Origin of the sequence: Maridesulfovibrio pacificus (SeqCode) (assembly GCF_048612815.1) — a bacterium.
In the GTDB taxonomy this organism is placed as follows: domain Bacteria; phylum Desulfobacterota; class Desulfovibrionia; order Desulfovibrionales; family Desulfovibrionaceae; genus Maridesulfovibrio; species Maridesulfovibrio pacificus.
Window position 1 is genome coordinate 661585 of record NZ_JBLZNE010000001.1, and the last position, 24476, is coordinate 686060.

The 24476-nt window shown below is 48.0% G+C and carries 23 protein-coding genes; 17 read left to right on the top strand and 6 right to left on the bottom strand.

The genetic code is table 11. From position 1 onward, the window contains the following. The first annotated feature begins 45 nt into the window (after positions 1-45). The 5 genes from ACNI23_RS03245 (at position 46) to ACNI23_RS03265 (ending at position 6237) form a co-directional block, all read left to right on the top strand. A complete protein-coding gene (locus ACNI23_RS03245) occupies positions 46-2862 on the top strand; it encodes an EAL domain-containing protein (protein WP_420246730.1) in 2817 nt (938 codons plus the stop codon). 420 nt (positions 2863-3282) lie between these two features. Then, on the top strand, positions 3283-3612 hold the full coding sequence (locus ACNI23_RS03250) for a 4Fe-4S dicluster domain-containing protein (RefSeq protein ID WP_420246732.1): 330 nt from the start codon (positions 3283-3285) through the stop codon (positions 3610-3612). A gap of 11 nt (positions 3613-3623) precedes the next feature. Then, complete coding sequence (locus ACNI23_RS03255; RefSeq protein ID WP_420246734.1) at positions 3624-4775, top strand: 2-oxoacid:acceptor oxidoreductase subunit alpha; 1152 nt, start codon at positions 3624-3626, stop codon at positions 4773-4775. Positions 4776-4777: 2 nt separating this feature from the next. After that, entirely contained in the window at positions 4778-5614 is an 837-nt protein-coding gene (locus ACNI23_RS03260; RefSeq protein WP_420246736.1) for a 2-oxoacid:ferredoxin oxidoreductase subunit beta, read from the top strand. Continuing rightward, complete coding sequence (locus tag ACNI23_RS03265) at positions 5614-6237, top strand: 2-oxoacid:acceptor oxidoreductase family protein (protein ID WP_420246738.1); 624 nt, start codon at positions 5614-5616, stop codon at positions 6235-6237. The genes ACNI23_RS03260 and ACNI23_RS03265 overlap by 1 nt, the downstream gene beginning before the upstream one ends. A 55-nt stretch (positions 6238-6292) precedes the next feature. On the opposite strand, the gene ACNI23_RS03270 is transcribed toward ACNI23_RS03265, so the two are convergent. The 5 genes from ACNI23_RS03270 to ACNI23_RS03290 all read right to left on the bottom strand — a co-directional run bounded on the left by ACNI23_RS03270 (position 6293) and on the right by ACNI23_RS03290 (position 11859). Beyond that, positions 6293-6877, bottom strand: coding sequence for a hypothetical protein (locus tag ACNI23_RS03270; RefSeq protein ID WP_420246739.1), 585 nt, complete (start codon positions 6875-6877; stop codon positions 6293-6295). Positions 6878-6880: 3 nt separating this feature from the next. Next, entirely contained in the window at positions 6881-8449 is a 1569-nt protein-coding gene (locus ACNI23_RS03275) for a sigma-54-dependent Fis family transcriptional regulator (RefSeq protein WP_420246741.1), read from the bottom strand. 174 nt (positions 8450-8623) lie between these two features. Further along, complete coding sequence (locus tag ACNI23_RS03280) at positions 8624-9211, bottom strand: indolepyruvate oxidoreductase subunit beta (protein ID WP_420246743.1); 588 nt, start codon at positions 9209-9211, stop codon at positions 8624-8626. Further along, positions 9211-11055, bottom strand: coding sequence for an indolepyruvate ferredoxin oxidoreductase subunit alpha (iorA, locus tag ACNI23_RS03285; RefSeq protein WP_420246745.1), 1845 nt, complete (start codon positions 11053-11055; stop codon positions 9211-9213). The genes ACNI23_RS03280 and iorA overlap by 1 nt, the downstream gene beginning before the upstream one ends. Before the next feature lie 153 nt (positions 11056-11208). Further along, on the bottom strand, positions 11209-11859 hold the full coding sequence (locus tag ACNI23_RS03290) for a tetratricopeptide repeat protein (protein ID WP_420246747.1): 651 nt from the start codon (positions 11857-11859) through the stop codon (positions 11209-11211). A 308-nt stretch (positions 11860-12167) separates the two neighbouring features. Here ACNI23_RS03290 and ACNI23_RS03295 point away from each other — a divergent pair, with 308 nt between their 5' ends. Together ACNI23_RS03295 and nadD are read left to right on the top strand one after the other, a co-directional pair. Further along, positions 12168-13427 carry a glutamate-5-semialdehyde dehydrogenase gene (locus ACNI23_RS03295; RefSeq protein WP_420246749.1) on the top strand — a complete coding sequence of 420 codons (1260 nt, stop codon included), beginning with the start codon at positions 12168-12170 and terminating at the stop codon, positions 13425-13427. Positions 13428-13497: 70 nt separating this feature from the next. Further along, a complete protein-coding gene (nadD, locus tag ACNI23_RS03300) occupies positions 13498-14148 on the top strand; it encodes a nicotinate-nucleotide adenylyltransferase (protein WP_420246751.1) in 651 nt (216 codons plus the stop codon). 98 nt (positions 14149-14246) lie between these two features. On the opposite strand, the gene ACNI23_RS03305 is transcribed toward nadD, so the two are convergent. Continuing rightward, complete coding sequence (locus ACNI23_RS03305) at positions 14247-15197, bottom strand: glycosyltransferase family 9 protein (protein ID WP_420246753.1); 951 nt, start codon at positions 15195-15197, stop codon at positions 14247-14249. Positions 15198-15513: 316 nt separating this feature from the next. Between ACNI23_RS03305 and ACNI23_RS03310 the strand changes: the two genes are divergently transcribed. From ACNI23_RS03310 to ACNI23_RS03355, 10 genes are all read left to right on the top strand, one after another. Beyond that, positions 15514-16575 carry a hemolysin family protein gene (locus tag ACNI23_RS03310; protein WP_420246755.1) on the top strand — a complete coding sequence of 354 codons (1062 nt, stop codon included), beginning with the start codon at positions 15514-15516 and terminating at the stop codon, positions 16573-16575. A gap of 13 nt (positions 16576-16588) precedes the next feature. Continuing rightward, positions 16589-17005 carry a cytochrome c maturation protein CcmE gene (locus tag ACNI23_RS03315; RefSeq protein ID WP_420246756.1) on the top strand — a complete coding sequence of 139 codons (417 nt, stop codon included), beginning with the start codon at positions 16589-16591 and terminating at the stop codon, positions 17003-17005. A gap of 81 nt (positions 17006-17086) precedes the next feature. After that, on the top strand, positions 17087-18964 hold the full coding sequence (locus ACNI23_RS03320; protein ID WP_420246757.1) for a heme lyase CcmF/NrfE family subunit: 1878 nt from the start codon (positions 17087-17089) through the stop codon (positions 18962-18964). 10 nt (positions 18965-18974) lie between these two features. Further along, complete coding sequence (locus ACNI23_RS03325; protein WP_420246759.1) at positions 18975-19655, top strand: ABC transporter ATP-binding protein; 681 nt, start codon at positions 18975-18977, stop codon at positions 19653-19655. Next, a complete protein-coding gene (locus tag ACNI23_RS03330) occupies positions 19648-20325 on the top strand; it encodes a heme exporter protein CcmB (protein ID WP_420246761.1) in 678 nt (225 codons plus the stop codon). Before ACNI23_RS03325 ends, ACNI23_RS03330 begins: the two co-directional genes overlap by 8 nt. A 34-nt stretch (positions 20326-20359) precedes the next feature. Continuing rightward, the gene (gene ccsA / locus ACNI23_RS03335) at positions 20360-21025 is read left to right on the top strand and encodes a cytochrome c biogenesis protein CcsA (RefSeq protein WP_420246763.1); all 666 of its coding nucleotides are present in this window, start codon (positions 20360-20362) and stop codon (positions 21023-21025) included. 112 nt (positions 21026-21137) lie between these two features. Continuing rightward, on the top strand, positions 21138-21278 hold the full coding sequence (locus ACNI23_RS03340) for a CcmD family protein (RefSeq protein WP_015851424.1): 141 nt from the start codon (positions 21138-21140) through the stop codon (positions 21276-21278). Further along, positions 21268-21891, top strand: coding sequence for a tetratricopeptide repeat protein (locus ACNI23_RS03345; RefSeq protein WP_420246765.1), 624 nt, complete (start codon positions 21268-21270; stop codon positions 21889-21891). Before ACNI23_RS03340 ends, ACNI23_RS03345 begins: the two co-directional genes overlap by 11 nt. Positions 21892-22368: 477 nt before the next feature. Next, positions 22369-23484: a branched-chain amino acid ABC transporter substrate-binding protein gene (locus tag ACNI23_RS03350; protein WP_420246767.1), complete on the top strand. Its 1116-nt coding sequence runs from the start codon at positions 22369-22371 to the stop codon at positions 23482-23484. Positions 23485-23560: 76 nt separating this feature from the next. Then, a complete protein-coding gene (locus ACNI23_RS03355) occupies positions 23561-24463 on the top strand; it encodes a branched-chain amino acid ABC transporter permease (RefSeq protein ID WP_420246769.1) in 903 nt (300 codons plus the stop codon). Positions 24464-24476: the final 13 nt, after the last annotated feature.

Sequence of the window (24476 nt, forward strand, 5' to 3'; positions counted from 1 at the left end):
CTATTGGTTTTCCAAGTGTTAATGCTATTTCCGGTGCAATAAGGTATGTCTGAGAATACGACCGCTTCAAAAAGATCATTACTGAAATTCAAAAAGGGCGAAAGATCAATATCCCGTGATCTGGCTGCCTGCCTTGTTTTTGCGCTTGCCATTATTATCGGTTTGGTAACGGCGTATGAATATTTCGGCCGGTCAAAAATGTTGCGTCAGGAATATGAAGATAAAGCTGATAATTATGTTGAACAGCTAGCCAAGTCAGTTACTTTTCCTATCTGGAACTTTGATATGGGCTCGCTTAAGCATGTCTGCAGTGCTTATACCCAGAATGAACAGTTCGCTAAGCTTAAAATTGTCGATATGAACGGTGAGGTGTTGTTCAATTTTGTGCGTCCCGGCGACAAAGATGACAACCCCATCGTCCGTGTACGTGATCTGTATATTTCCAAGGAAAAAATCGGGTCCATCCGTATGGAACTCAGCAGCAGGATCTACCGCCGCAATCTCGACTGGATTCTGTTTGTATCCAGTTTGACTTTTCTTGCCTCAGTTGCGGTTATCTACATAATCACCGGTTTTCTCATGGATTATTTTATCCGAAATCCAATAGCACGCTTGCGTAAAGGGATGGATAAGGTCGCCATGGGGGATTTCTCATATCGCTTTGATGAATTTCAGTACATAGAATTGCTGGAGATCGGTTCCCGGTTCAACCGCATGACCGAAGAAATCGCCAGTCGTGAAAGCAGGCTTGAGGAAGTGAATAAGGTCTTGCAGGGTGAAATTCTTATGCGTGAGAAAGCCGCTCGTTCACTTGTTAAAAGTGAAAAACGCTACCGTGCGTTGGTGGAAACTACCGCTGAAGGTTTTTTCATGATTGATGAATCCTTGATTCTGCTTGATGTGAACCCTGCTTTCTGCACCATGATAGGACTTTCCCGCGAAGAAGTTCTTGGTGGAGATGTCGGGGCAATTCTAGGAGAGTCTGCTGCGGAAAGGTTTCGGAACAACGAAGGTCATTCCCACAAATTTGAACTCAGCTTTGTTAATAGCACGGGGCGTGAAGTTGACATTTTTATCAACGCTACCAATCTTTTTGAAAGCGATAATGTAAAACTGACTTTTGCATTTGTTACTGATGTTTCCGGCTACAAAATGATGGAAAAGGCTTTGCGTGCTTCTGAAGAGGAGTACAGGACCATTGCTGAATATACATTTGACTGGGAAATGTGGATCGGGCCTACCGGGGCGGTCAAATATGTGAGTCCTTCATGTGAACGTATTTCCGGTTATCCCAAAGCGTATTTCATGGAAGGTCCGGTCAGGGTAGAGCATATTCTGCACAAGAATGACCGGGAGTTCTGGCAGAAGGCCTTACGCGGGACTTTCCCCTCTGCCGATGGTACGGATATGCGTCTTTTTCGTAGGGATGGGCTCTTGCGCTGGGTTTCTCTTACCGGGCATCAGGTTTTTGCAGATGACGGAACCTCGCTCGGCTTAAGAATTTCCTTGCGCGATATTACAAAACGCAAGTTTATGGAAAAGCAGCTTCAATATGAAGCTCTGCATGATCCGCTTACAGGACTCGCCAACCGCACCCTATGTTGTGATCGAATACTTCAGGCTGTGGAGCGCTCCCGCCGCCGTGAGAATTACTATTTTGCGGTTGTGTTCATGGATTTGGACCGTTTCAAAATCATTAATGACAGCCTTGGTCACAATATCGGCGATAAACTGCTGGTGGAAGTTTCTAAACGATTACTCCAAACTATTCGTGAGCTGGATACGGTGTCCCGGTTCGGTGGCGATGAGTTTATTGTGGTGCTCGAAGAGCTTGCTTCTCCGCGGGAAGGTATCCGCATTGTTCGTCGCATAAGGGATTGCTTGAATGATCCCATTATGATCGAAGGGCATAAAATCAATATAGCTGCCAGCTACGGTGTTTTGCTTAGTCCTACTGAGTATGACAAGCCGGAAGAAATTATCCAGAATGCCAACGTTGCCATGCATCAGGCTAAAGAGTCCGGCAGGGACAGGATCAAGGTCTTCAATAAAAGGATGCTGGAAGAGGCTGTACAGGCTATGCAGCTTGAGAGTGATCTCCGGGCGGCAATGCTTTCAGGAGATGAGCTCTATCTGGATTACCAGCCTATATATTCTCTGCAAAGCCAAAGCGTTGTGGGCTTCGAGGCTTTAATACGCTGGGATCATCCTCGTCGCGGTCTGGTTATGCCCGGCGAATTTATTCCTATGGCTGAAGAGTCTGGGCTTATTTTTGAACTTGGCAGTTGGGTTGTCAGTGAAGCTTGCCGCCAGATGAAAAGTTGGCAGGTTAATTACGAATCTGCTTCCGAAATGATGATGTCCATTAATATTTCTCCTCGGCAGTTCTCACAGCCTGCACTTGTAGATAATATTCTTTCGAAGCTAAGTGAATTTGATCTTCCAGCCCGAAATTTGAAAATTGAAATTACTGAAACGGCAATTATGGAGCGGGCCAAGCAGTCTGTGGACATGCTCAATAGACTTAAGTCCGCAGGAGTTCTGGTTTCCATCGATGATTTCGGAACAGGATACTCTTCCATGAGTAATCTGCAGGAATTTCCGCTTGATCAGCTGAAGATTGACCTTAGTTTTGTGCGTAAAATGAATGAGTCTACTGAGAACTTTGAGATTGTCCGTGCAATCGTTAATCTTGCTCACAATCTCGGATTGAACGTTGTTGCCGAAGGTGTGGAAGAGATTGAACAGCAGGATTCATTGCGCGATCTAGGTTGTGAATTCGGTCAGGGTTACTTGTTTTCAAAGCCTATCAGCCGCAGCAAGGTTGAATCCTTTTTCAAGAATGAAATTAAGCTGAACTAATTGTTGGTAATATGTTTAATTGAATCTTGAAAATATGTGTTGCATGTTTTTCTGCAAGTAATATTCAGAAAATGTTTGTTCTGGTGATGCAATAGCGAGTAGAATTTTGAGAGTCGGCATTTAGCCGACTCTTTTTTTGGGCAGATTTTATGATTGTATAATCAATCAAAAACCATTTGCTACACAATTGTCCATCCTCTCATAATCTATGTACAAAGCATATTCATGTCAATTAAGTAATGCTTATTTTATAATATTGCCATAAAAGTTCTGTTTCCTGTTGCATGTGCGGAATTACCATGCTAGGGCCGAATTTAGGCCTAGTAAAAATAAAAGTTTACGAGGCTGTCGGCAAGGTTGGTCCGTTCAAGGGGAGAAGAGGAACGGATTATTAGAGTCACCCTCAACCTGGATCAGGTTATGAGTGTCAAACGCAAGGGAAATAGCACGGTTACGATTTTTCCGGACTGGTGCAAGGGGTGCGGTATTTGCGCAGCCTTTTGTCCGGCAAAGGTCATGGAGTTGAACGATCAGGGTAAGGCGGTCGTTATCCGGGAGGAAGAATGTATTAATTGTGGATTCTGTGAGCTGCATTGCCCGGATTTCGCGATTATGGTTCGTCCTAAAGTTGATGACGAGATTCCTGCAGTATGCAGGGCTGTCCTTGAAAAGGCCGCCCGGAAAGCCGATGAGCCTGCCGCTTCCGGCGGAGCTGCGGAAAAAACCGGTTCCGGTAAAAAAAAGGGATAAGGTGAATTTCCATGGCCAGACCTAGAAAAAAAAGAAACAAAGAGATTTTCGCTCTGGGCAACGAGGCTGTTGTTGAAGGTGCGCTTCTGGCAGGCTGTACTTTTTACGGCGGGTATCCCATTACTCCTTCATCGGAAATTATGGAGATAATGGCTCAGAGATTACCGCTCATTCCTAATGGTTCATTTATCCAGATGGAAGATGAGATCGGTGGACTCGGATCGGTTATCGGTGCGTCGCTGGCAGGCAGGAAAGCTATGACTGCTACTTCCGGTCCCGGTTTTTCCCTTATGCAGGAGCATTTGGGATATGGATGCATTACCGAGACTCCGCTGGTAATTGTTAACGTCATGCGCGGCGGTCCCAGTACCGGTCTTCCCACTTCCCCGGCTCAGGGTGATGTGCAGCAGGCCCGTTGGGGGACACATGGCGATCATTCCATCATAGTACTTTCTGCTTCTAATGTTCAGGAATGTCTCGATAATACCATCGAGGCTTTTAACCTTGCAGAGAAATATCGCACCCCGGTAATCCTGCTTATTGACGAGATTACCGCTCATACCCGTGAGAAGATCATCATTCCCAATGAAGATGAATATGAGGTCTTCAACCGTATTGTACCGACGATGCCTCCGGAATGGTATAAGCCTTACGAAGAGACCGTGCGCGGTGTACCGCCTATGCCAGCCATTGGTTCAGGGTACCGTTTTCATGTTACCGGGTTGACTCATGATACAAATGGTTTTCCCACATCCCGTCCTGATGAAGTTCGTGAACTGAACGAACGGTTGTTCCGCAAAATTGATCAGTTCCTGCATGATGTGCAGCTGGTTGATGAAGTGAATACTGAGGATGCGGATGTTGTTGTCATTGCTTACGGCACAGTGGCGCGTTCAGCTGAGCTTGCTGTTAAACAGGCTCGCGATCTGGGTGTTAAGGCCGGATTGCTCAAGCTTTCAACTCTGTTCCCTTATCCAAGGAAAGCAACAGAGAAGGTTATGACCAAGGCCAGCACTCTTGTTGTTCCCGAAATGAATATGGGGCAGATTTCAAGAGAAGTTAAAAGGGTCAATAACGGTCAGGTAAGCGTGCGGACAATCAATAAGGTCGATGGGCAGATCATTACCCCGGCTGAAATCCTCAAAGTCTTAACACGGGTGTAGTCATGGTTGATATGAAAGGTACACAGCTCATTCATGAGTACTTAAGGCATAATAAGAAGTTTCCGCACGTTTTCTGTGCAGGCTGCGGGCATGGCATTGTGCTCGGTTCACTTATCAGATCTATCCACGGTCTCGGCCTCAAGAAAGATGAAGTTTGCGTGGTGGCCGGTATCGGCTGTTCCGGCAGGCTGGCGGCTTACGTTGATTTTAATACCGTCCATACCACCCATGGCCGTGCATTGACTTTCGCTACCGGAATCAAGATGGCTAAACCCAATATGCACGTGATCGTGGTTATGGGTGATGGTGACTCCATGGCTATCGGTGGTAACCACCTGATCCATGCAGCGCGCAGGAATATTGGTGTTACTGCCCTTATCCTCAATAATAACATTTACGGTATGACCGGCGGACAGTGTTCACCTACAACTCCATCCGGTTCTTTCTCCATGACGACCCCTCTTGGTCAGATGGAGCAGAGTTTTGATTGCGTGGAGCTTTGCTCTGCTGCTAAGGCCAACTATGTGGCTCGCGGAACTGTTTTTCACGTAAAAAAGCTGGATCAGATGATCATGGACGGCATCAGCAATCCCGGTTTCGGCGTTGTAGAGATTCTTACTCCCTGCCATACACAGTACGGACGTAAGAACAAGTTTAAGACTCCGGTGGACATGTACAAAATGCTCAAGAAGGATGTTGTCGATATTGAGCGTTATGAAAAGCTGAGCGAGGCGGAAAAAGCCAACAAGGTTCCTTCCGGCGTATTCGTACAGAAGGATGAGCCCGGCCTGGAAGAGAAATTCTATGAAATGGCTGCTAGATGTCAGGGAGGTGCGTAATGAAAAATCAATCTTTGGATAGATTTGAAATACGCCTTTCCGGTCTCGGTGGTCAGGGTATTCTCACTTTGGGTAAGGTTATGGGGTCCGGTCTTGCTCTGGGACATGGCTATTTTGTGACCCAGACCCAGAGTTACGGCCCGGAAGCCCGCGGTGGTGCCAGCCGTTCCGATCTGGTGATTTCATCCAGTGTGATCAGCTATCCAAAAGCTGAATCCCTTGATTTGCTTATCGCCCTGAGTCAGGAAGCGTGTAACATGTATTATCGTAACCTGAAGTCCGGCGGCCTGCTTATGATTGAAACCGATCTGGTCAAGCAGCCTCCGGTTAACCAGTTTATCGGCCTGCCTTTTACGAAGCTTGCCAAAGAGAAGCTGGGGTTGCCTCAGGCTATGAATACCATTGTTTTGGGTGCTGCAACTTACTTGCTGCCATTTGCACAGCAACGCACCATGCGTAAGAACCTTGAAGAAGTCCTGCCTGCAAAGATCAGAGACATCAACGTCAAGGCCTTTAACATGGGATTCCGTGAAGCCAAGAAGAATTTTGGCGATCCTGAAAAGCTCTGGAAGGATAATTCTGTTATCGTTTCTGACGAAGAGTATGAATACGATTCCATTTAGTTCTGACTTGAAATAATATTGATAAAAAAACTCCGGCCTTTGGTCGGAGTTTTTTTTATTTAAAGTTAAACAGGGAGTCAGAACTTTGGTTGAAAGTATTTACTTCTTCCTTTTGGTCGGGGCTGAGATTTAGCGGGTCCCATTGTTCGCAGAGTTCTTGCGGCTCACGGGCGCGATTACGCACTCTGATAACCGTTAGGCTGCGTTTCCCGGTAGGAATGAAGGTCATACGTACCAAATGGCAGTCTATGTGTGCTGTGTAGCATTTAACACCTTGGTCATCGCTTAAACAGCTGCCTACAGATACGGTCGACCAGTCTCCTATTTCTGGCATGTCCACAGTGGCCTTGCGGTTCAGGAGCAGTCTTACTTCTGCTGTGCAGTTTTTACTTTCAAAGTAGTAGTGCTGTTGGGTGATAGTTTTAAAATCCCGTTCTGAGCTGCCATCGGGCGATAGTGAGGTAGATACGGAAAGAGTCTTTTGGGTGGTTATATGAGAGGAGTCAAATGGAATGACAAAGGGTTGCCCCGGTGCTTTTTTCGCACCGGAACAACCCGTAATAATTAAAACCAGCAGACTTAAAGCTGCGCAAAGGATAGGCTTGAGATCGCCTTTTCCGGCAAGCTTTACTGTTTGCATATTCTATTTTTTCTTTTTAGCGCCTGCGTATTTCTTAACGTCAATATTGTACTTCTTAACCTTATAGTTGACGATACGGTAACTGACTCGCAGGTCTCTGGCGGCTTGCAGCATGTTGCCGCGTGCCTTTTTAAGGGAATCGACCAGCAATTCCTGTTCGAACTTGGCCACAGCCTCGCCAAACGAAAGAGAGGTGTCGGTGGCTGTTGATTCGGCGGTCTGCAGGGTCGGCGGCAGGTGGTAAGTTCTGATTACCTCTTCCTCGCAGATGAGCACAGCGCGCTCAATGCAGTTCTTCAGCTCACGGACGTTCCCCGGCCAGTGGTACTGGGTGAAAAGATCGATTGCAGGGCTGGATATACGCTTGATTTCCTTGCTGTATTCTCCGGAGAATAAGTCGAGGAATTTTTCAGCCAACGGAAGGATGTCTTCGCGGCGTTCACGCAAAGGCGGAATAAATACAGGGAAAACGTTGATGCGGTAAAAAAGGTCTTCTCTGAATTTGCCGTCACGCAGCAGTTGTTCCAAGGGCTGGTGGGTTGCGCAGATCAAGCGGACATCAACAGCGATGGGCTGTTCAGAACCGACCCGCTGGATTTCTTTTTCCTGAATTGCGCGCAGTACCTTGGCCTGCGCATCAAGGGAAAGTTCCCCTATTTCATCAAGGAAGAGAGTTCCGTTGTTGGCTATTTCAAAGAGACCGCGTTTGTTCTGATAAGCTCCGGTGAATGCACCTTTCTGGTGTCCGAAAAGTTCACTTTCAACCAGTTCCGCAGGCAGGGCCGCGCAGTTGAGTTTAACCAGCGGTTTGTCTCTTCTGGGGCTGCAAGAATGAATCGCTTCAGCAAGAAGTTCCTTACCTGTGCCGGATTCACCGCGAAGCAGGGCGGTAGCGCGGCTGGGGCCGACCTGTCGGGCCTGCCGGAGAACCTGTTTCATGCTTTTGGAAGTGGCCACAAAGTCAGCCGGAGGAGGAACATCTACTGCTCCTGGCATCATTCCTTGCGAAAGCATCTGTGCCTGCAAGGACATTTCTTCTTGTAAGCGGGAAACCTGATTGGAAATAAGGGCTGCTACAACTTCGAGGAAATGTTTATGCTCATGCAGGTTATCCATGGGCAGGATAGGAGAGTCAACGCTCAGCGCGCCGATAACTTCCTGATTTCCGTCTGAATCAGTCCTTATTACAGGAACGCATATGAAGGAAAGGGCCTTCTGTTCTTCTTCAGATCTGTTGAATGCCTTATTGAGCATCTGATCATCGTCAGACATTCTGGGGATGATTACAGATTCACCCGTTTCGTATACTTTACCCACAACTCCTTTGCCCGGTGCGTAAGTGGCGGTGTAGTCTTTTGCTGGGCTGTGGGTAATAGAAAGCTTCAGCTTTTCCGATTCCGGGTCCATAATGGCCAGGAATGCACGCGGGAAGTGGAGATCTTTGGACAGAACTTCAAGAATCGCATTGAGGCTGGGTTCCAAATCATGATGGGGAGCTACAGAGTCAAGAATTTCACTCAAAGTTGAAAGATAAATATTGTCCACTCGTTCCGTCAGTCCGTTTCTAGTCATTTCTTTACTCATGCCGTCCAGGCTGTTTTTAGATTGCAGCTTTGTCGGAGCGATGGTGCTCCGTGGTTCCGGCCTAAAATTTTAGTTGGCGCGTCGGGAGTATCCTCCCGATATAGTATAGAGTTTTTTAAAATCGACAGCCGCATGATAACATGCGGCTGTCAATTTATTTACTTATGATACTGCCTTCACTCCAAGTTCCAGAGCCTTCAGGTTGATATCCGCAATTTTCGGTTTCATGGCTGATTTGATTGTTTCAGCCAATTGTTCCGGTTTAAGCGGAATGCATCCTGTGGCACAGAGTGCTCCGAGCAGGGCAATGTTACCACTCTGCACAGCACCGGCTTCAAGGCCGAGAGACTGGCAGGGGAGGTAGTATGCTTTTCCGGCGCAGGTCGCAACCTTTTCCTTGATAATTTCAAGGGGGGTGTTTTCTGCTTTTCCGGTGCATACGGAAAGGGGCGGAACGTATTCGGTGCTGGAAAGCACTGTGCCGCCGGGTTTGAGGTAAGGCAGGGCACGCAGTGTTTCCAGAGGCTCAAAGCCGAGGATTACGTCTGCTTCTCCGTGTCCGATCTTAGGGGAGGCCAGTCCGATGAGCAGTGCGGATTCAACAACACCGCCGCGCTGGGCCATTCCGTGGATTTCGCCGGCAGTGACATCGATACCGCAGTCAAGAACCGCCTGAGCGAGGAGGTTGGTGGCTGTCAGGGTTCCCTGTCCGCCGACCCCGGTCATGAATATACGCAACCTATTACTCATTAGCTGCTCCTTTTCCGGGCTTTAATATCTTTACTCAGCTGCAGGCAGAGCATACAGCCGGAACAAAGGATTTCATTGATTTCAACGCCTTCCGCAGTCTTTTCAAATGCGGGGCAGGCCAGTTCTTCCATTACCTTGAGCACATCTTCGGTCTGATTAACTACATAAGCAGTCTGTCCAGGTGCTTTTTTAAGGGTTCTGCGGGCGAAGAGAGGACAGGGTGCCTTAGCGATAAGGACACGAACGCCTTTCATAGCCTTCAGATCTTCAAGGTCCTTGGTGAGGGCTTTTTGGTTCAGCGGATTCACGGTGCGAACTTCGCTTACACCACAACCTTTGACGATGGCTTCCATATCAATCCGGGCAGGGTTGGAACCGAGCATAGTTGTATCAACACCGGGGTTGGGCTGGTGTCCGGTCATGGCAGTAGTCGCGTTGTCAAGAATCACCAGCAGAATGTCGTGCTGGTTGAAAACCGCGTTAACCAGACCGGTGATGCCGGAATGGAAGAAGGTGGAGTCTCCGATGAATCCAACTACGGTCTGACCTGCGGCTCTTGCTGCTCCTGAGCCTGCGGAGATGGAGGAACCCATGCAGAGCAGGAAGTCGGCAGCATTTAGCGGGGGCAGAATACCGAGGGTGTAGCAACCTATATCGGAAGAACAGACTGCATCGGGACCGAATACTTTTTTCACTGCATAGTAAGCGGCACGGTGAGTACAGCCTGCACAGAGGTTCGGCGGACGCATGGGCAGCCCTTCTTCTGCGGGACAGCTTTCGATCTTTTCGGCTTCCATACCCAGAACTTCGCGGATAATAGCAGTGATGTTCAGGGTGGAGTATTCGTCGTTCAGCGGCAGCAATGCGTTATCTTTACCGATTACTTCTACTGCAATGGAGTTTTTCTGTGCCAGAATCCTGATTTCATTTTCGAGGAAAGGCTCAAGCTCTTCGAGAACAACAACTTTTTCTACAGAAGAGATAAAGTCGGTAATCATCTTGGTGGGCAGTGGATAGGTGAAGCCCAGTTCAAGAAGCTTAAATTTGTCGGCAAGGCCGGTATCAGCCAGTGCATCTGCGAGATATGCCCTACAGATACCGGAAGCTACAATACCGATTTTCCCGTTTCCGGAAATTTTGTTGTACTTGGAGGTTTCCGCCATTTCACGCAGTTTTTCGAGCTTTTCAAGAAGATCTACATGCATTCTGCGGGCGAAAGCCGGGATTGGTACGAACTGAGCGGGATTTTTTTTGAATCCTTCAGCAGGAGCAAGCTTGGCGATATCTCCGTATTCAACCGGACCGCGAAGGTGGTTGACTCGGGTGGTAGTGCGAAGCAGGAACGGAGCAGACATTTCGCGGGATATGTTCAGTGCATCGCGGGTCATGTCCTTGGCTTCCTGAGCGGTGGAAGGCTCAAGGCAGGGCATGCCGGCAAGGCGAGCATAGTAACGGTTGTCCTGTTCGTTCTGGCTTGAGTGGCATCCGGGATCGTCCGCGGAAAGCAGTACCATACCGCCGGGAGTACCGGTATAGGCCAAAGTCATGAGCGGGTCGGCAGCAACGTTTACACCGACATGTTTCATGGTAGTCAGGGTCATTGCACCTGCGAGAGTGGCGCCACCGCCAACTTCAAGTGCTACCTTTTCATTGACCGAGTATTCAAAAGTGAAGTCGCCTTCAGGGGAAAGGCGGAAGAAAGTGTCCGGAACTTCGGAGGAGGGGGTGCCGGGGTAGCAGGTCACTACCTGGATACCGGCTTCAATTGCGCCTCTGACAATGGCTTCATTGCCGAGAAGCAGCTTTTTCATACCCGGACTGTCCTTAAGAAGTGGGTGAGCCATTAATGTGCTCCTTAGGTCATGGGGTTAACAGAATGTTCACAAACGCACGACTGTTTAGTCTCAGCGGGGATCCGGCCCCTATGGTTAATGCCGGAGCCCCGTTCTGCGGCTTATCGTGTACCGTCGTACACTTATGATCAGCCTGTGTTAAATTTAGAGTTTTGCCTTAAGTTCTTTGATTTTGAACTCAAAGAAAGAAGCTTCCTGAGGAGAACTGGTCAGCAATGCCTGATAAGCCTGAATTGCAACCTGAGTGTTGCCGGCTTTCTCTGCTGCTTCACCAAGCAGTCTGTTAATGGATGCTGCGTAAGCTTCGCCTGCGCTCTCTTTCAGTTTCTGAAGAACTGTAACGGCTTCGCCTGCTTTGTTTTCAAGCATCAGACATTTAGCCTGGCCGAGAGCTGCAACGGGTGCCATCTCGGGAGAAGTTTTGGCAATCGCGGCCCATACTGCTTTAGCGTCAGTATAGCGTCCTGCGTCCATCCATGCCTTGGTGAGGGCGAGCTGCACTGCGGGCTTCATGGATGCGGGAGCGTCTTTTTCAAAAGCAGAAAGTGCTTCAGCCTGTTTTGCTCCGCTGTACTTGATCAGGATAGTTCCCATTTCACTCTGGGCTTTGAGCAGTTTCTTCTGGTTCATGTATTTGAACCCGGAGGTGCCACCAGCTATGAGAATAATTGCCGCAATCCCGGCTGCAATCATCTTCCCATTTTTAATAATGTAGTCGAGGATAGGATGCAGGGTGTCGGGGGTGGATTCGTGAACCTGATTCAGAATGTCCTGTGTGTTGTTTTGTTCTTCCATTTTAAAGGAAAGCCTCCATGAAAATTTTATACAAAGTTGAAGTGCGCTATATAATGCAGTCTGACAAAAAGGTCAAAAGCGAAAACTTAAAATAACGTCCCGTAAAATTTGACTTATTGCTAAAGTGCTTGAAAAAGATGACAAAAAAAGAAAAAATAATTTTACATATTTTACGTCAAAACCCCCTGCCGATGGCTATCATTGGTAAATGGTAGTTGACTTTTTTGCAATATCCTTAGTAGCCAAAAAGAATCAATCGGCGGAAAAAATAATATTTCAGTCAATATAAATGTTTTTGAGGTGGAATAATGAGCCATTCTGAAGCAATGAAAGCTGTGGCCGCAAAGGCCAAGGAAGCTTCCCGAAAAATAGCCTGTGCCGACGGCACCGCAAGGAATGCGGCCATCATCGAGCTGGCTGCTTTGCTGGAGCAGGAAAAAGAATTTATTTTTGCAGAGAATAAAAAGGATCTCGATGCAGCAAAAGAACGTGGTCTGGATCAGGCCCGCTTGCAGCGTCTGGAAATTACCCCATCTGTTCTGGAGTATATGATTCAGGGCTGCAATGAAGTTGCCGGACAGGCTGACCCTGTTGGTGAAATCGAGAAGATGGAACGTCGCCCCAATGGCATTATGGTTGGTAAAATGCGCATCCCTCTGGGCGTGATTATGATGATTTTCGAATCTCGTCCCAATGTTACTGTTGATGCTGCCGTGCTTTGTCTCAAGGCTGGTAACTCTGTCATTCTGCGTGGCGGATCCGAGGCTATTCACTCCAACCTCGCACTGGCTTCCCTGTTGCAGAAGGCTCTCGGTAAGGCCGATCTTCCTGCTGAGGCTGTTCAGGTTGTCGAAGTGACAGACCGCGAAGCAGTTGGTGAACTGCTCAAATTGGATGAGTACATTGACGTAGTCATTCCCCGCGGCGGTGAAGGGCTGATTCGTGCAGTTGTCTCTCAGGCAACCATGCCTGTGCTCAAGCACTATAAAGGTGTTTGTCATATTTACGTAGACAGTGATTGTGAAATTCCTGAGGCCATGGACATCATCAAGAATGCCAAGACTCAGAAGCCTGCAGCCTGTAACTCTCTTGAGTGTCTGCTTGTTCATGAAGATATTGCCAAGGAAATTCTGCCTTCCCTTGGTGTTCTGCTTGGAGCATGCGGTGTGACTATGAAAGGTTGTCCTCGCGCTATGCCTCTGCTCGGGCCTAAGGCTATTGCCGCTGATTTTGATGATTGGGGTATGGAATATCTGGACCTTATCCTCTGCGTTAAGGTTGTCAGCACTCAGGATGAAGCTCAGGATCACATTTCCCGCTACGGTTCCAACCATAGTGAGGTTATCCTGACCAAGAACCATGATCATGCCATGCGATTCATCCGCGAAGTTGATGCTTCCATGGTCGGTGTTAACGCCTCAACTAGGTTCAATGATGGCGGGCAGCTCGGACTTGGTGCGGAAATCGGTATTTCCACCTCCAAGCTTCACTCTTACGGTCCTATGGGAGCGACTGAACTTACCTCAACTAAGTTCGTACTCCTTGGTAATTGGGATGTTCGTAATTAGTTTTTAATTGATCAAATTAGTCCCGGTAAAAGAGTTATTCTTTTGCCGGGAATTTTTTTAGGTTTGAAATATGAAAATTGGTCTTTTCGGTGGAAGTTTTAATCCTGTTCATCTGACGCACATTGATGTTGCTGAAGGGGTACGTACACGTCTTGGGCTTGATAAGGTCCTTTTTGTTCCGGCGGGTAATCCCTATCATAAGGAACAGGGCGAAATGCTTCCTGCTGCATTGCGGTATGAGCTGGTTGAAAAGGCAGTGCAGGGCTGCTCCGATTTGGATATCAGCGATATAGATATTTCGGCAAACGGTCCCACTTATACTATAGATACCCTGCGCGAGGCAGCGCGCCGCTATCCAGATGCTGATCTCTATTTTATTATGGGGCAGGATTCGCTGGAGACTTTCACTACTTGGAAGGGTTGGCAGAGTATTCCCGAGTTAGCTAATGTTGTAGCTGTAAGCAGGGCAGAAGCCGATCATGGTGCTATGTCTCACGAGCTTATGCGTATTTTTCCTGATGTGGTCGAAAGCGGTCAAGATGTCTGGCAAATGAAGGGTGGAAAGTCGATTTACATTATCGGAGATTTTGATTTTGTAATCAGTTCTACTCTTGTACGTGAGGAGTGGAAGAAGGGTGCAGATATATCCGCACTGGTCCCGAAGGCTGTTGCCGAGTGCATGGATGAATATGCCGTTGAGATAGGCAAATTTTGGAAATAGCAGCGGCGAAGCCCTAATAAAATGTTTTGGGAGTCTTGAACCCTTTTGCAGAAGGGTTCGAGCCGCCGGAGGCGAAATCTATTTATTCCTAAAGCGCGTTAGCGCATCAAGTCTAAAATCTTTTCAAACACATCTTCCGGGGTGATATTTCGAAGGCATTCCCGGTCTTTTTTGCAGTTGCTTTTCCCGTGCAGGGAACAGGGGCGACAATCCATTTCAGATTCCAGAACTACATCACGCGGTCCGGCGGGGTAGAATCCCCAAGCCTTAGAAGTGGGGCCGAACATGGCGATTACCGGGGTTCCCACCGCAGCGGAAAGATGCATGGGGCCGGAGTCTCCGGTGATCAGCAGTGCTGATCTTTCCAGCAGGGCACATGTTTCGCGCAGCTGTAACTGACTGGTAAAGTTGCAGCCGTCTGACTGCGGTTCAAAAGCATTGTCGTCACGTCCAATAATCGTCCACTTTATGTCAGCCTCATCCAGTTTGTTGATAAGTGTAAGCCAGTTTTCTTCTGGCCACGCTTTGTCTGGGTGGGTGGCATATGGATGCAGGGAAATGAAGTCCTGTCCCAAGTCGTGCTCATCAATTAGTGTGCGGGCTAGTTCCCTTTCATCATCAGTAAGATATATCCGGGGTATAAGTTCAGATGTATCCGGGATGTTGTCTTCAAGGGCTGAGGCATAACGCTGGGTAACCCTGAGCTCCGAAAGCTTGGAATTCAGCTTGGCAGAGCGGGTCATCTTGAACATACGGCGTTCAAGGGAAAATTTGTTGTAGCGGGATACCTTTCCTTTCCAACGTGCGGCAAGGATTCTGGAACGCAGAGTGGAGTGCAGGTCAATGAGTTCACAGCCTTCATACTCGGCGGCAATCTGTCCGGCTTTTTTTACCCAAGCCAGATCACCAAGGTCTTTTTTCTCAAGGCTGATGACATTTTTTATATGAGGATTATTTTCTAATACAGGGCTGCTGGAACTTTTGGTAATAACTGTGAAGGTGCAGTTGTACTTTTGTGCCCAATACTCAATTACGCCAGTTGTCAGCACTACGTCCCCTAGGGCGCTTAGCCTGAATACTACTTTGTGATTTGTGTTTGTCATCGCGCGCATATTTTAATGGCGAAACTCAAAAGGTCAATGTCTTTTTATCTTGTTCGGAATGGGGAGTAATGATTATTTTTTTCACTCTAACCGTTTGAACTCTTGCTAATTTTAACTTATAAATTTATTTTGTAGCAAAACCGTAGGGATTAAGGCTTCAGGTCTCCCTATTTCTATTGCGCCACTATCTGCCTTCTGATACTGATGCCAGTATCAAATAGATGCCGGATGGCGTCATTCAATAACTTTAACTCAAAAATTAATGCTGGAATTAATACTTTCCGTCAGTGTAGCTACACTTATTTCTGCTTACTGTTCCGTCAGTGAAGCCGTTTTTTATTCCTTCCCGTGGAGCAGGATTGAAACCCTGCGTAAGGAAGGACATAAGTCCGGAGCGATCCTGCATAGACTGCGCTCTAATGTAGATCGTCCCATCACTGCAATTCTGACTCTTAATACCGTTGCCCATACTGCCGGAGCCGCTTTTGCCGGGGCTGCGTGGGCTTCTGTTTACGGTGTTGAAACCCTGCCTTGGTTCACGCTCGGTTTCACAATTATTATCCTTGTTCTTTCCGAAATTCTGCCAAAGACCATCGGTGTGGTTTATTGTGAACCTCTGGGACGGGTTTTAGCCCGACCCATGGAAATTTTAATTTGGATTTTTCTTCCGGTTATTTGGATCTGTAGTATCTTCTCCCGCCTTGTTAACAGGAAGGGGGAAGGACCGCAGGCCACGGAAGAGGATATAAGAGCTATGGTCAGCCTGACCAGGAGATCCGGGGCGATTAAACCTTATGAAGCCCTCTCAATTGCTAACATTTTGTCGTTGGACGACAAGATTGTTGAGCAAATTATGACCCCCCGGACTGTTGTGTTCTCTCTTCCTGCTGAGATGACCGTAGCTGAGGCGCATGCCAAATACAGTGCATGGCCTCACAGCCGTATTCCCGTCTATGAAGGGGAAGATTCCGAAGATATTGTCGGGGTTATCTACAGGCGTTCCGTTTTTGAAGCGCTTGCGGATGACCATGACGATGTGAAGCTTTCCGAGTTGATGAAGCCGGTGCGTTTTGCTCTGGAAAACATCACTTTGGATAAGCTTTTGGTGAAATTCCTTGAAAGCCGCATGCATCTGTTTGTGGTTCTGGATGAATACGGTGGAATGTCAGGGGTTGTGACCCTTGAAGATGTTATGGAAGAGATCCTCGGTAGCGAGATTGTGGACGAGACTGATCAGGTCGTAGACATGCGCGAACTTGCCCGTAGGAGAAGAAAAGAACTGGTCGTCAGCAAGGAAGATGCTTCCGCTGACGTTTCGAAATAAAACGGAGTACGAGATGGCCAAGAAAGGTGGAAAAGGCGTTTATATTGCCGCCTTGATCCTTTTTCTCGGTGGACTGGGGTATCTGATTTATTCAGGTGTTTCTCAGGACAGCGTGTATTTTCTTAATGTTTCAGAGGCCCTTGCTATGGATGAAGCCGAGCTTGGACAGGCAAGGCTGTTTGGTAAGGTTGCGCCTCAGAATATTGAGACTAAGGCTGGAGGACTCGGTGTTGCCTTTGATCTTAAGGATCAGAAGGAAGATACCGGGACTATCCGCGTTGATTACAAGGGGGCCGTCCCTGATACCTTTAAGGAAGGGGTTGAGGTTATTATAGAGGGATCATTTGTCGGCGGTAATAAGCTGTTCAAAGCCACTTCCCTGATTACCAAGTGTCCTTCCAAGTACGAAAAGGAAAACCGCGAGGGGTGATCCCTGTGGTTATACTTCAAGGTTCTTGCCTTGAAGTTGCCGTTTTTATAAAGATTTTATCCGTAATGGAGTAAATATAATATGCAGCTATTTGCTAACCTTTTGCTCCTCATCGCCCTGCTTGCGGCGTTGGGGGCGGGTGCTTATGCATGCTTGGCCCTGCTTACGGGCAAGAGAAGTGTGCTGGACCTTATCGACAAGGCGAATATGGCTATTGCCGGTTTGGTTACTGGTGCCAGTGTCATTTTGACCATAGCACTTGTTAACAGAGATTATTCATTTAAATACATTTACGAATACGTAGATAATACACTTCCCATTTTTTATACGCTTACAGCATTCTGGGCAGGAGCTGACGGTTCCCTGCTTTTCTGGATGCTTTCCATTGCAATTATGGGCGTAATCTTTTCGAGGCTCCCTCTTTTTAAGGAATTTTCCGAAAAAACAAGGCTTTACTACTGGCTGTTTTTCATGGTGGTGCAGGCCTTCTTCCTGCTTCTGCTGACCAGCTGGTCTAATCCTTTTATGGAACTTGTTCCCACTCCTGCAGATGGACGCGGTTTGAACCCGTTGCTCCGTAACCCCGGTATGATTTTTCATCCGCCGCTGCTGTTCCTCGGTTATGCAGGCTTTACAAGCCCTGCGGCTCTGGCTCTTGCGGCGTACCTTTCCGGCGAGCTTAAGTCCTGGGTTTCCTTTTGTCGTAACTGGAACATTCTGGCCTGGATTTTCCTTACTGCCGGAATCGTTCTTGGTTGCTGGTGGTCTTATATGGAACTCGGCTGGGGTGGATACTGGGCATGGGACCCCGTTGAAAACGCATCCCTCATTCCTTGGCTAAGTGCTTCCGCTTTTATGCATACAGCCATTATCCAGATTAAGCGTAAGGCGCTTCAGCGGACTAATGTCTTTTTGATGGCGTTGACCTTGCTGCTTTGTATTTTTGCTACCTATCTGGTGCGCTCCGGTGTCGTGCAGTCCCTGCATGCATATGGTGAGAACGGAGTCGGGCTGCCGTTGCTGCTGTTTCAGCTTTCTTTCCTCGGTATTATGCTGGCAGTTCTTTTTGCCGGTCCACGTCCTGAGTTCAGAACCCTTTCCGGCTTGAATAGCAGACAGGGTATGTTGGTTGTAGCAGCATGGGCTTTCCTCGGCCTCGGCCTCGTGGTCGGACTTGGTACCATGTGGCCTGTGATCAGCAAGATGTGGAGTGCTAACCCCATCGGCCTTGATGCCCGTTTCTACAACCGGGTCTGTCTGCCATTGTTCAGCTTGATCATTCTCATTTTTACGGTTTGCCCTTGGTATAACTGGAAAGAAGGTATCTTTGACAAGCGTGGACTGTATCTGGTCGGCGGAGCTTTCATCGGTGGCGGTGCTATCAGTTATGCATGCGGCCTCCACAATCCCCTCGGATTGATTACCAGTGCTGCGGCTATTGCATCTTTGGTGGGAATCATTGGCGTTTTCGTCTTTATCCCGCAGTTGCGTAAAGTCCGTTCCATGATCGGTGTTTACGGTCTGCATTTCGGTGTAGCGCTTGTATTCCTCGGCGTGGCTTGGTCCGGCCCCAACAAAATCGAGCATCAGTATGTGATCAAGGAAGGCCAAAGCGTCCAGCTTGGAACATACACAATGACTTATAAAAAACTGACCGAAGGCCAGACTCCTGAAATGGCGAAGATTTCCGCGATTGTGGAAGTCTCCGAGAACGGAAAGTTTATCGGTCTGCTCGCTCCTGAGCGCAGGCTTTACCGTAACTTTGAGCAGCCTTTTGCTGAAGTTTCAGTTATTCCCAGCCTCGGCAGCGAAATATACGCTACTTTGTTGAGTGTGGATGCTGAAGGCAATGCCACATTCAAGATGAGCCTTAATCCGCTTATTAACTGGCTTTGGATCGGCGGTACTTTAATGTGCCTGTTCGGGTTCATGGCTTTTAGAAAACCGAAACTGACTTAGGCGGGTTAAAGTGGTTGAGAAGGAAAGTATAGCTCTTAAGGTTAGAAAGGCGGCCAAGTTCTTTGGAACAAGGTTGATTTTCAAGGATGTCAGTTGCGATGTGCTGCGCGGGGAAATTCTTCTCGTAGTAGGGCGTAACGGTGCGGGTAAAACAACTCTGCTCAAGATCATGTCCGGGCTTTCAAGGCCTTCGGCCGGGGCTGCGGAGATTTTGACTGAGCCGGAAAAGACCGCTTATCTCGGGCATTCCACCTTTATTTATCCGCGTCTTAGCGGTGTGGCGAACCTTTCATTCTGGGCTTCTATGTACGGCCTTTCACCTTCCCGTGATGAGCTGATGGCTCTGCTGAAAAGGGTTGGGCTGGAACGTGCAGCCGAAGAGCAAGCCGGTTCCTATTCACGGGGTATGGCCCAGCGTTTGAATCTGGCTCGTGTATTCCTCGTAAATCCGGATCTTCTTTTTCTGGATGAGCCGGGAACAGGGCTTGATCAGGCTTCACTCACTTTACTTCGTGATGAAGTTGTAGCCATGCGTGACCGTGGGACTGCCATTGTCTGGATCAGTCATGATGTGAACCATGATACTGCACTGGCTGACCGGGTTCTTGGACTGGCCGGACGTAAAATGGCTTACCTTGGAGCTGCTTCTGAATTCGTCCCTGAAACCGTATTGGGAGGGGAGAATGCTTAAGCGTGGATTGACAATCGCAGCCAAAGACCTGCGCCTATCCATAGGCGGAGGACAGGGGCTGACTCAGGCTGTTCTTCTCGGACTTTTGCTGATCTTTGTTTTCAGCTTATCGCGTCCGGCTGGGCAGTTGGTTGAGCCGCAGGCTGCTTCGGCCATCTTCTGGCTGGCATCTTCCTTCGGACTGGTTTTGGTTTTTAACACTTTGTTTTCAATGGAAGAATCAAACGAAGCGCGTTTGGGACTGCTTTCATCGCCTGTCCCGCTTCACGCTGTCTGGTTCGGAAAAGGTCTTGCCGGATTCGGGCTGTTGCTTTGCTCTCAGCTTGTATTCCTTCCGGCTACAATTGTGTTTCTTGGTCAGGATATGAAGGGATCATTTGCAGTTTTTGCTGTAACCCTTCTGGCTGCTGACTGGGGATTGGTTTCGCTCGGGGCATTGCTTGGTGCAATCTCCCAGGGGCAGGCCGCTAGGGAATCACTGCTTTCAGTGATCCTTTTTCCCCTGCTGCTGCCTATCCTCCTCGGAGCGATACAATTGATGACTTCGGTATTTTCCGGAGTTAACCTTATGGACGAAAGTTCGTGGATGGGCATCATTTTTGCCGCCTCGGCTTTGTTCAGTGGTGCGGGCCTGATCCTGTTTCCTTTTGTATACAGCGGCGAGCAGTAGGCTGGCCGGTTAATATAGCTTACGGAGTTTATAAATGAACCTTGCAATCGCAGCACTGCTGGCTGGTGTAGCACTCTGTGCCGGGCAGTATCTTATCTGGATGTATGCACCCATTGAAATGACTATGGGGCTTGTTCAGAAGATTTTCTATGTCCACATGCCAATGGCGGCGTGGGCCATGATCAGTTTTTTCGTGGTTTTCCTCGCCAGTGCGGCGTATTTGCTGAAACGTGATATAAAGTTTGATTACATTGCCGGAGCTGCTGCCGAGATCGGAGTAATCTTCAGCGGTCTTGCTCTTGTAACCGGTTCCATTTGGGGCAGGGCGGCATGGAACGTCTGGTGGACATGGGATCCGCGGCTGACCACTACATTAATTATGTGGTTTGTCTATGCTGCTTATCTTGTGCTCAGGACTTCCCCCATGTCGGCTGAACGTCGTTCCCTTGTTTGTGCGGTTCTTGGAGTTGTCGCATTTGTAGATGTCCCTCTCGTTTTTTACTCTGCGCGGCTCTGGAGAAGTGTGCATCCCAACGTAATCGGTGCAAAGGGCGGCGGAATGGAGCCTGAAATGTTGACTACTCTCATTGTCAACATTGCTGCATTCGGTCTGTTCTGGCTGGTCCTGTTGGCAGTGCGTTATCGTCAGGTAAGGCTTTCCGGTCAACTGGATGCAAAAATGGTCTGGGACCAAGATTAATATTAAATGACTAAACTGCCATACGAAGCGGCAAGCCTTTACTGAAAAAGTTTGGGATTCTTAAACCCTTTTTGAGTGGTTTGAGCCGCCGGAGGCGAGGAGTACATATATAATGAACAGTGAAACATATCTTCTGATTGCTAATGTTGCTGTTTGGGTCGTTATTGCCGGCTATCTGGCATTTATCGCGGCCAAGGGTGCATCCATGGACCGCCGTATCAGGCAGATGGAGATGCTCGATAATGACAAGTAAATCACTCAAAGACTTTACCCTCAGCGGAGGACAGAAAGCTGTTGTCTGGCTACTGGGCTTAGCTCTTGTTGCGTTGTTTGTTTCATCTCTTACTTACCGTATGAGTCATCCCGGCAATAAGGTTGAATTCCAGCAGCGCAGCAGCGGTGGCGGAATGCCCGGAGGCATGGGTGAGGGAATGAGCGAAGATGCCATGAAGCATGTTCGTGAACTCATGGAACGTATGGGCAAGGATCCTGAGAACATGGAAATTCAGCTTGAACTTGCTAATTCATTCATGATGATCAGGGCTTATGGACGCGCACAGACTTTCTTTGAAAAAGTAGTCAGCGTAGAGCCGAAAAATGTACAGGCTTTGATGGGGCTGGGTATGTGCTTCTATCAGGCTGAACAGTTTGAAAAAGCTGCCGAGGTTTTTGACAAGATAGTGGCTATTACCCCTGATGACTCTATGGCCCTGTTTAATGCTGCTATCGTGAAAAAATACTATCTGCATAAGCACGAAGAAGCTGATGCACAGCTGAAGCAGATTGTAGACAATCCCAAATCTTCGCCTGAAATGAAAAAACGCGCTGAAGAAGAACTGAAACGGGACGCTCACGCAGAGCAATAGTTTTAGTAAATAAGAATTAGAAAAAGGGAATCCGTAAAAACGGGTTCCCTTTTTTTGTTTTTGCGTTTTGTTCGGTTGTAATTTTGCTTAAAAAGTATTCGGTGAGTGTTTGCTCCGAATATTATATTTTTGGGAGGGTAAAAAAAGCACCAAAACAGACTATTTTTTTACGAGTAAGTTAATTTGGTTTACTTTATTCGTGATTTTCAGGCAAACGTTGACAAGTTTGCTCAATGCTGGGTAATTAATACTGCAAGACAAGTTGATATTCTCGCAATTTGATATGTCCGTCTTGCCGGATCTGGACATTCGCAGGGATTAATCAATGAATTGTCGTAGTCAGTTGTTTTCAACAGCTGTATTAACATGATAGGGTTATTCACGTTTTCTTCTTGTGGCGATTCACGAGTTGTTACGCAGGTGAATAAGGTAACCGGGCTCGAACGGCCCAAATCAACGCAGTCAAGGAGTGTTATGATGAAACGTTCATTGCTGGTTCTGCTGGTCGCAGCTATGATGACCATCGGTAGTTTCGGTTCTGCATCAGCAGGCAAAATTGTTCTCGGTGTTCCCGGTGCCCATAGTGGCGACCTCGCTTCCTACGGCCTTCCCACTGTTGAAGCTGCCAAGCTCGTAGTTAAGTCTATTAACGAGTCCGGTGGTGTGAATGGTGAGCAGGTTGTTCTTTCTCTTCAGGATGACCAGTGCAAACCTGAATTCGCCACCAACGCGGCTATGAAGCTTCTTTCCGATCAGGTAAACGTTGTTCTCGGTCATATTTGTTCCGGTCCGACCAAGGCCGCTCTTCCCATTTATAAAGATTCCGGTCTGGTCTGCATGTCTCCCTCCGCAACCAGCCCCTCGCTGACCTTAAGCGGCGACTATCCCAACTTTTTCAGAACCATCGCTTCAGATGACGCTCAGGGTGCATTGGCAGCTATGTTTGCTATTGAAAAACTCGGTCTCAAAAAGCCTGCTATCATCCATGATAAAGGTGACTACGGTAAGGGCTTTGCTGAGTACACTATGAAGTACATCAAGGAAAAAGGTGTTGAGCCTGTTCTTTTCGAAGGCGTAACCCCCGGTGCTGTGGATTATTCCGCTGTAGTACAGAAAGTTAAGGCTTCCGGCGCTGACGGCGTTATCTTCGGTGGTTACCATCCTGAAGCATCCAAGGTTGTTTCCCAGATGCGTAAAAAGAAAATGACCATCCCCTTCCTTTCCGACGACGGTGTTAAGGCTCAGACCTTTATCGACATCGCAGGCGATGCATCTGAGGGTGTATACGCAACCGGTCCTCAGGATATTACCGGTAACCCCATGTATAAGGTTGCCCTCAAGCAGTACAAAGATTCCCATTACGGCGCTGAGCCCGGTGCTTTCTACTTTGAAGCATACTCCGCAGCTCTGGCCCTGCTCAAGGCTATTGAAAACGCCAAGTCCACTGATTACGACAAAATCGTTGAAGCTCTGCGCACCAACGAAGTTGAAACTCCTGTCGGTAAGATTAAGTTCGATGCCAAAGGGGATGCAATCGGTGTAGGTTTCGCTGTTTATCAGGTGAAAAATGGTGAGTACGTAGAAGTTGACTAGGCTTCTTTTTTAGCAATTCCGGTTCAGGGGACAGGTGTATCGCCTGTCCCCTGAGTCTTGATTCAGCAGGGTCCAAATGGAATATTTTCTGGAATTATTCTTCAGTGGTCTGACCAGAGGGAGCATTTATGCGCTTATCGCCCTCGGCTACACCATGGTTTACGGCATTATTGAACTGATCAACTTTGCCCACGGCGAAATTTATATGATCGGGGCATTTGTGGGGCTCGTTGTCGCAGGTATTCTGACCAGCTTCGGATTCCCGGCGGCTTCCATCATTGTTCTGGCTTCCATTGCGGCGATTGTTTATGCCGCTGCATATGGTTATACCATCGAGAAAATAGCTTACCGTCCGTTGCGTGGGGCGCCGAGACTTTCTCCGCTGATTTCAGCAATCGGTATGTCCATTTTTCTCCAGAACTATGTGATGCTTTCCCAGACTTCCGATTTTCTTTCCTTCCCCAACCTTATCCCCGAATTTCACTTTCTCGGGAAGTTTGAATCCATGGTCGGCTCATCTGACTTTGTCATCATCGTCGTTGCAGCTGTGGTCATGGTTGCCCTCAACCTTTTTATCAAATTTACCAGAATGGGTAAGGCCATGCGCGCCACGGCTCAAAACCGTAAAATGGCCATGCTCGTCGGTATCAACGTTGATCAGGTTATTTCAGCCACCTTTGTTATCGGTTCCGCCCTTGCGGCTGTCGGTGGTGTTCTTATTGCCTCGCATATCGGGCAGATCAACTTTTTTATTGGATTTATCGCTGGTATCAAGGCTTTCACAGCCGCTGTTCTTGGCGGAATCGGTTCTATTCCCGGCGCTATGCTGGGCGGCCTTATTCTCGGCTGGACCGAAAGTTTCTGCACCGGATATGTTTCCAGTGACTACGAAGACGTTTTTGCCTTCGCACTGCTGGTTCTTATCCTCATCTTCAGGCCTTCCGGGCTGCTTGGCAAGGCTAAGACCCAGAAGGTGTAACAGTCAGGCTGAT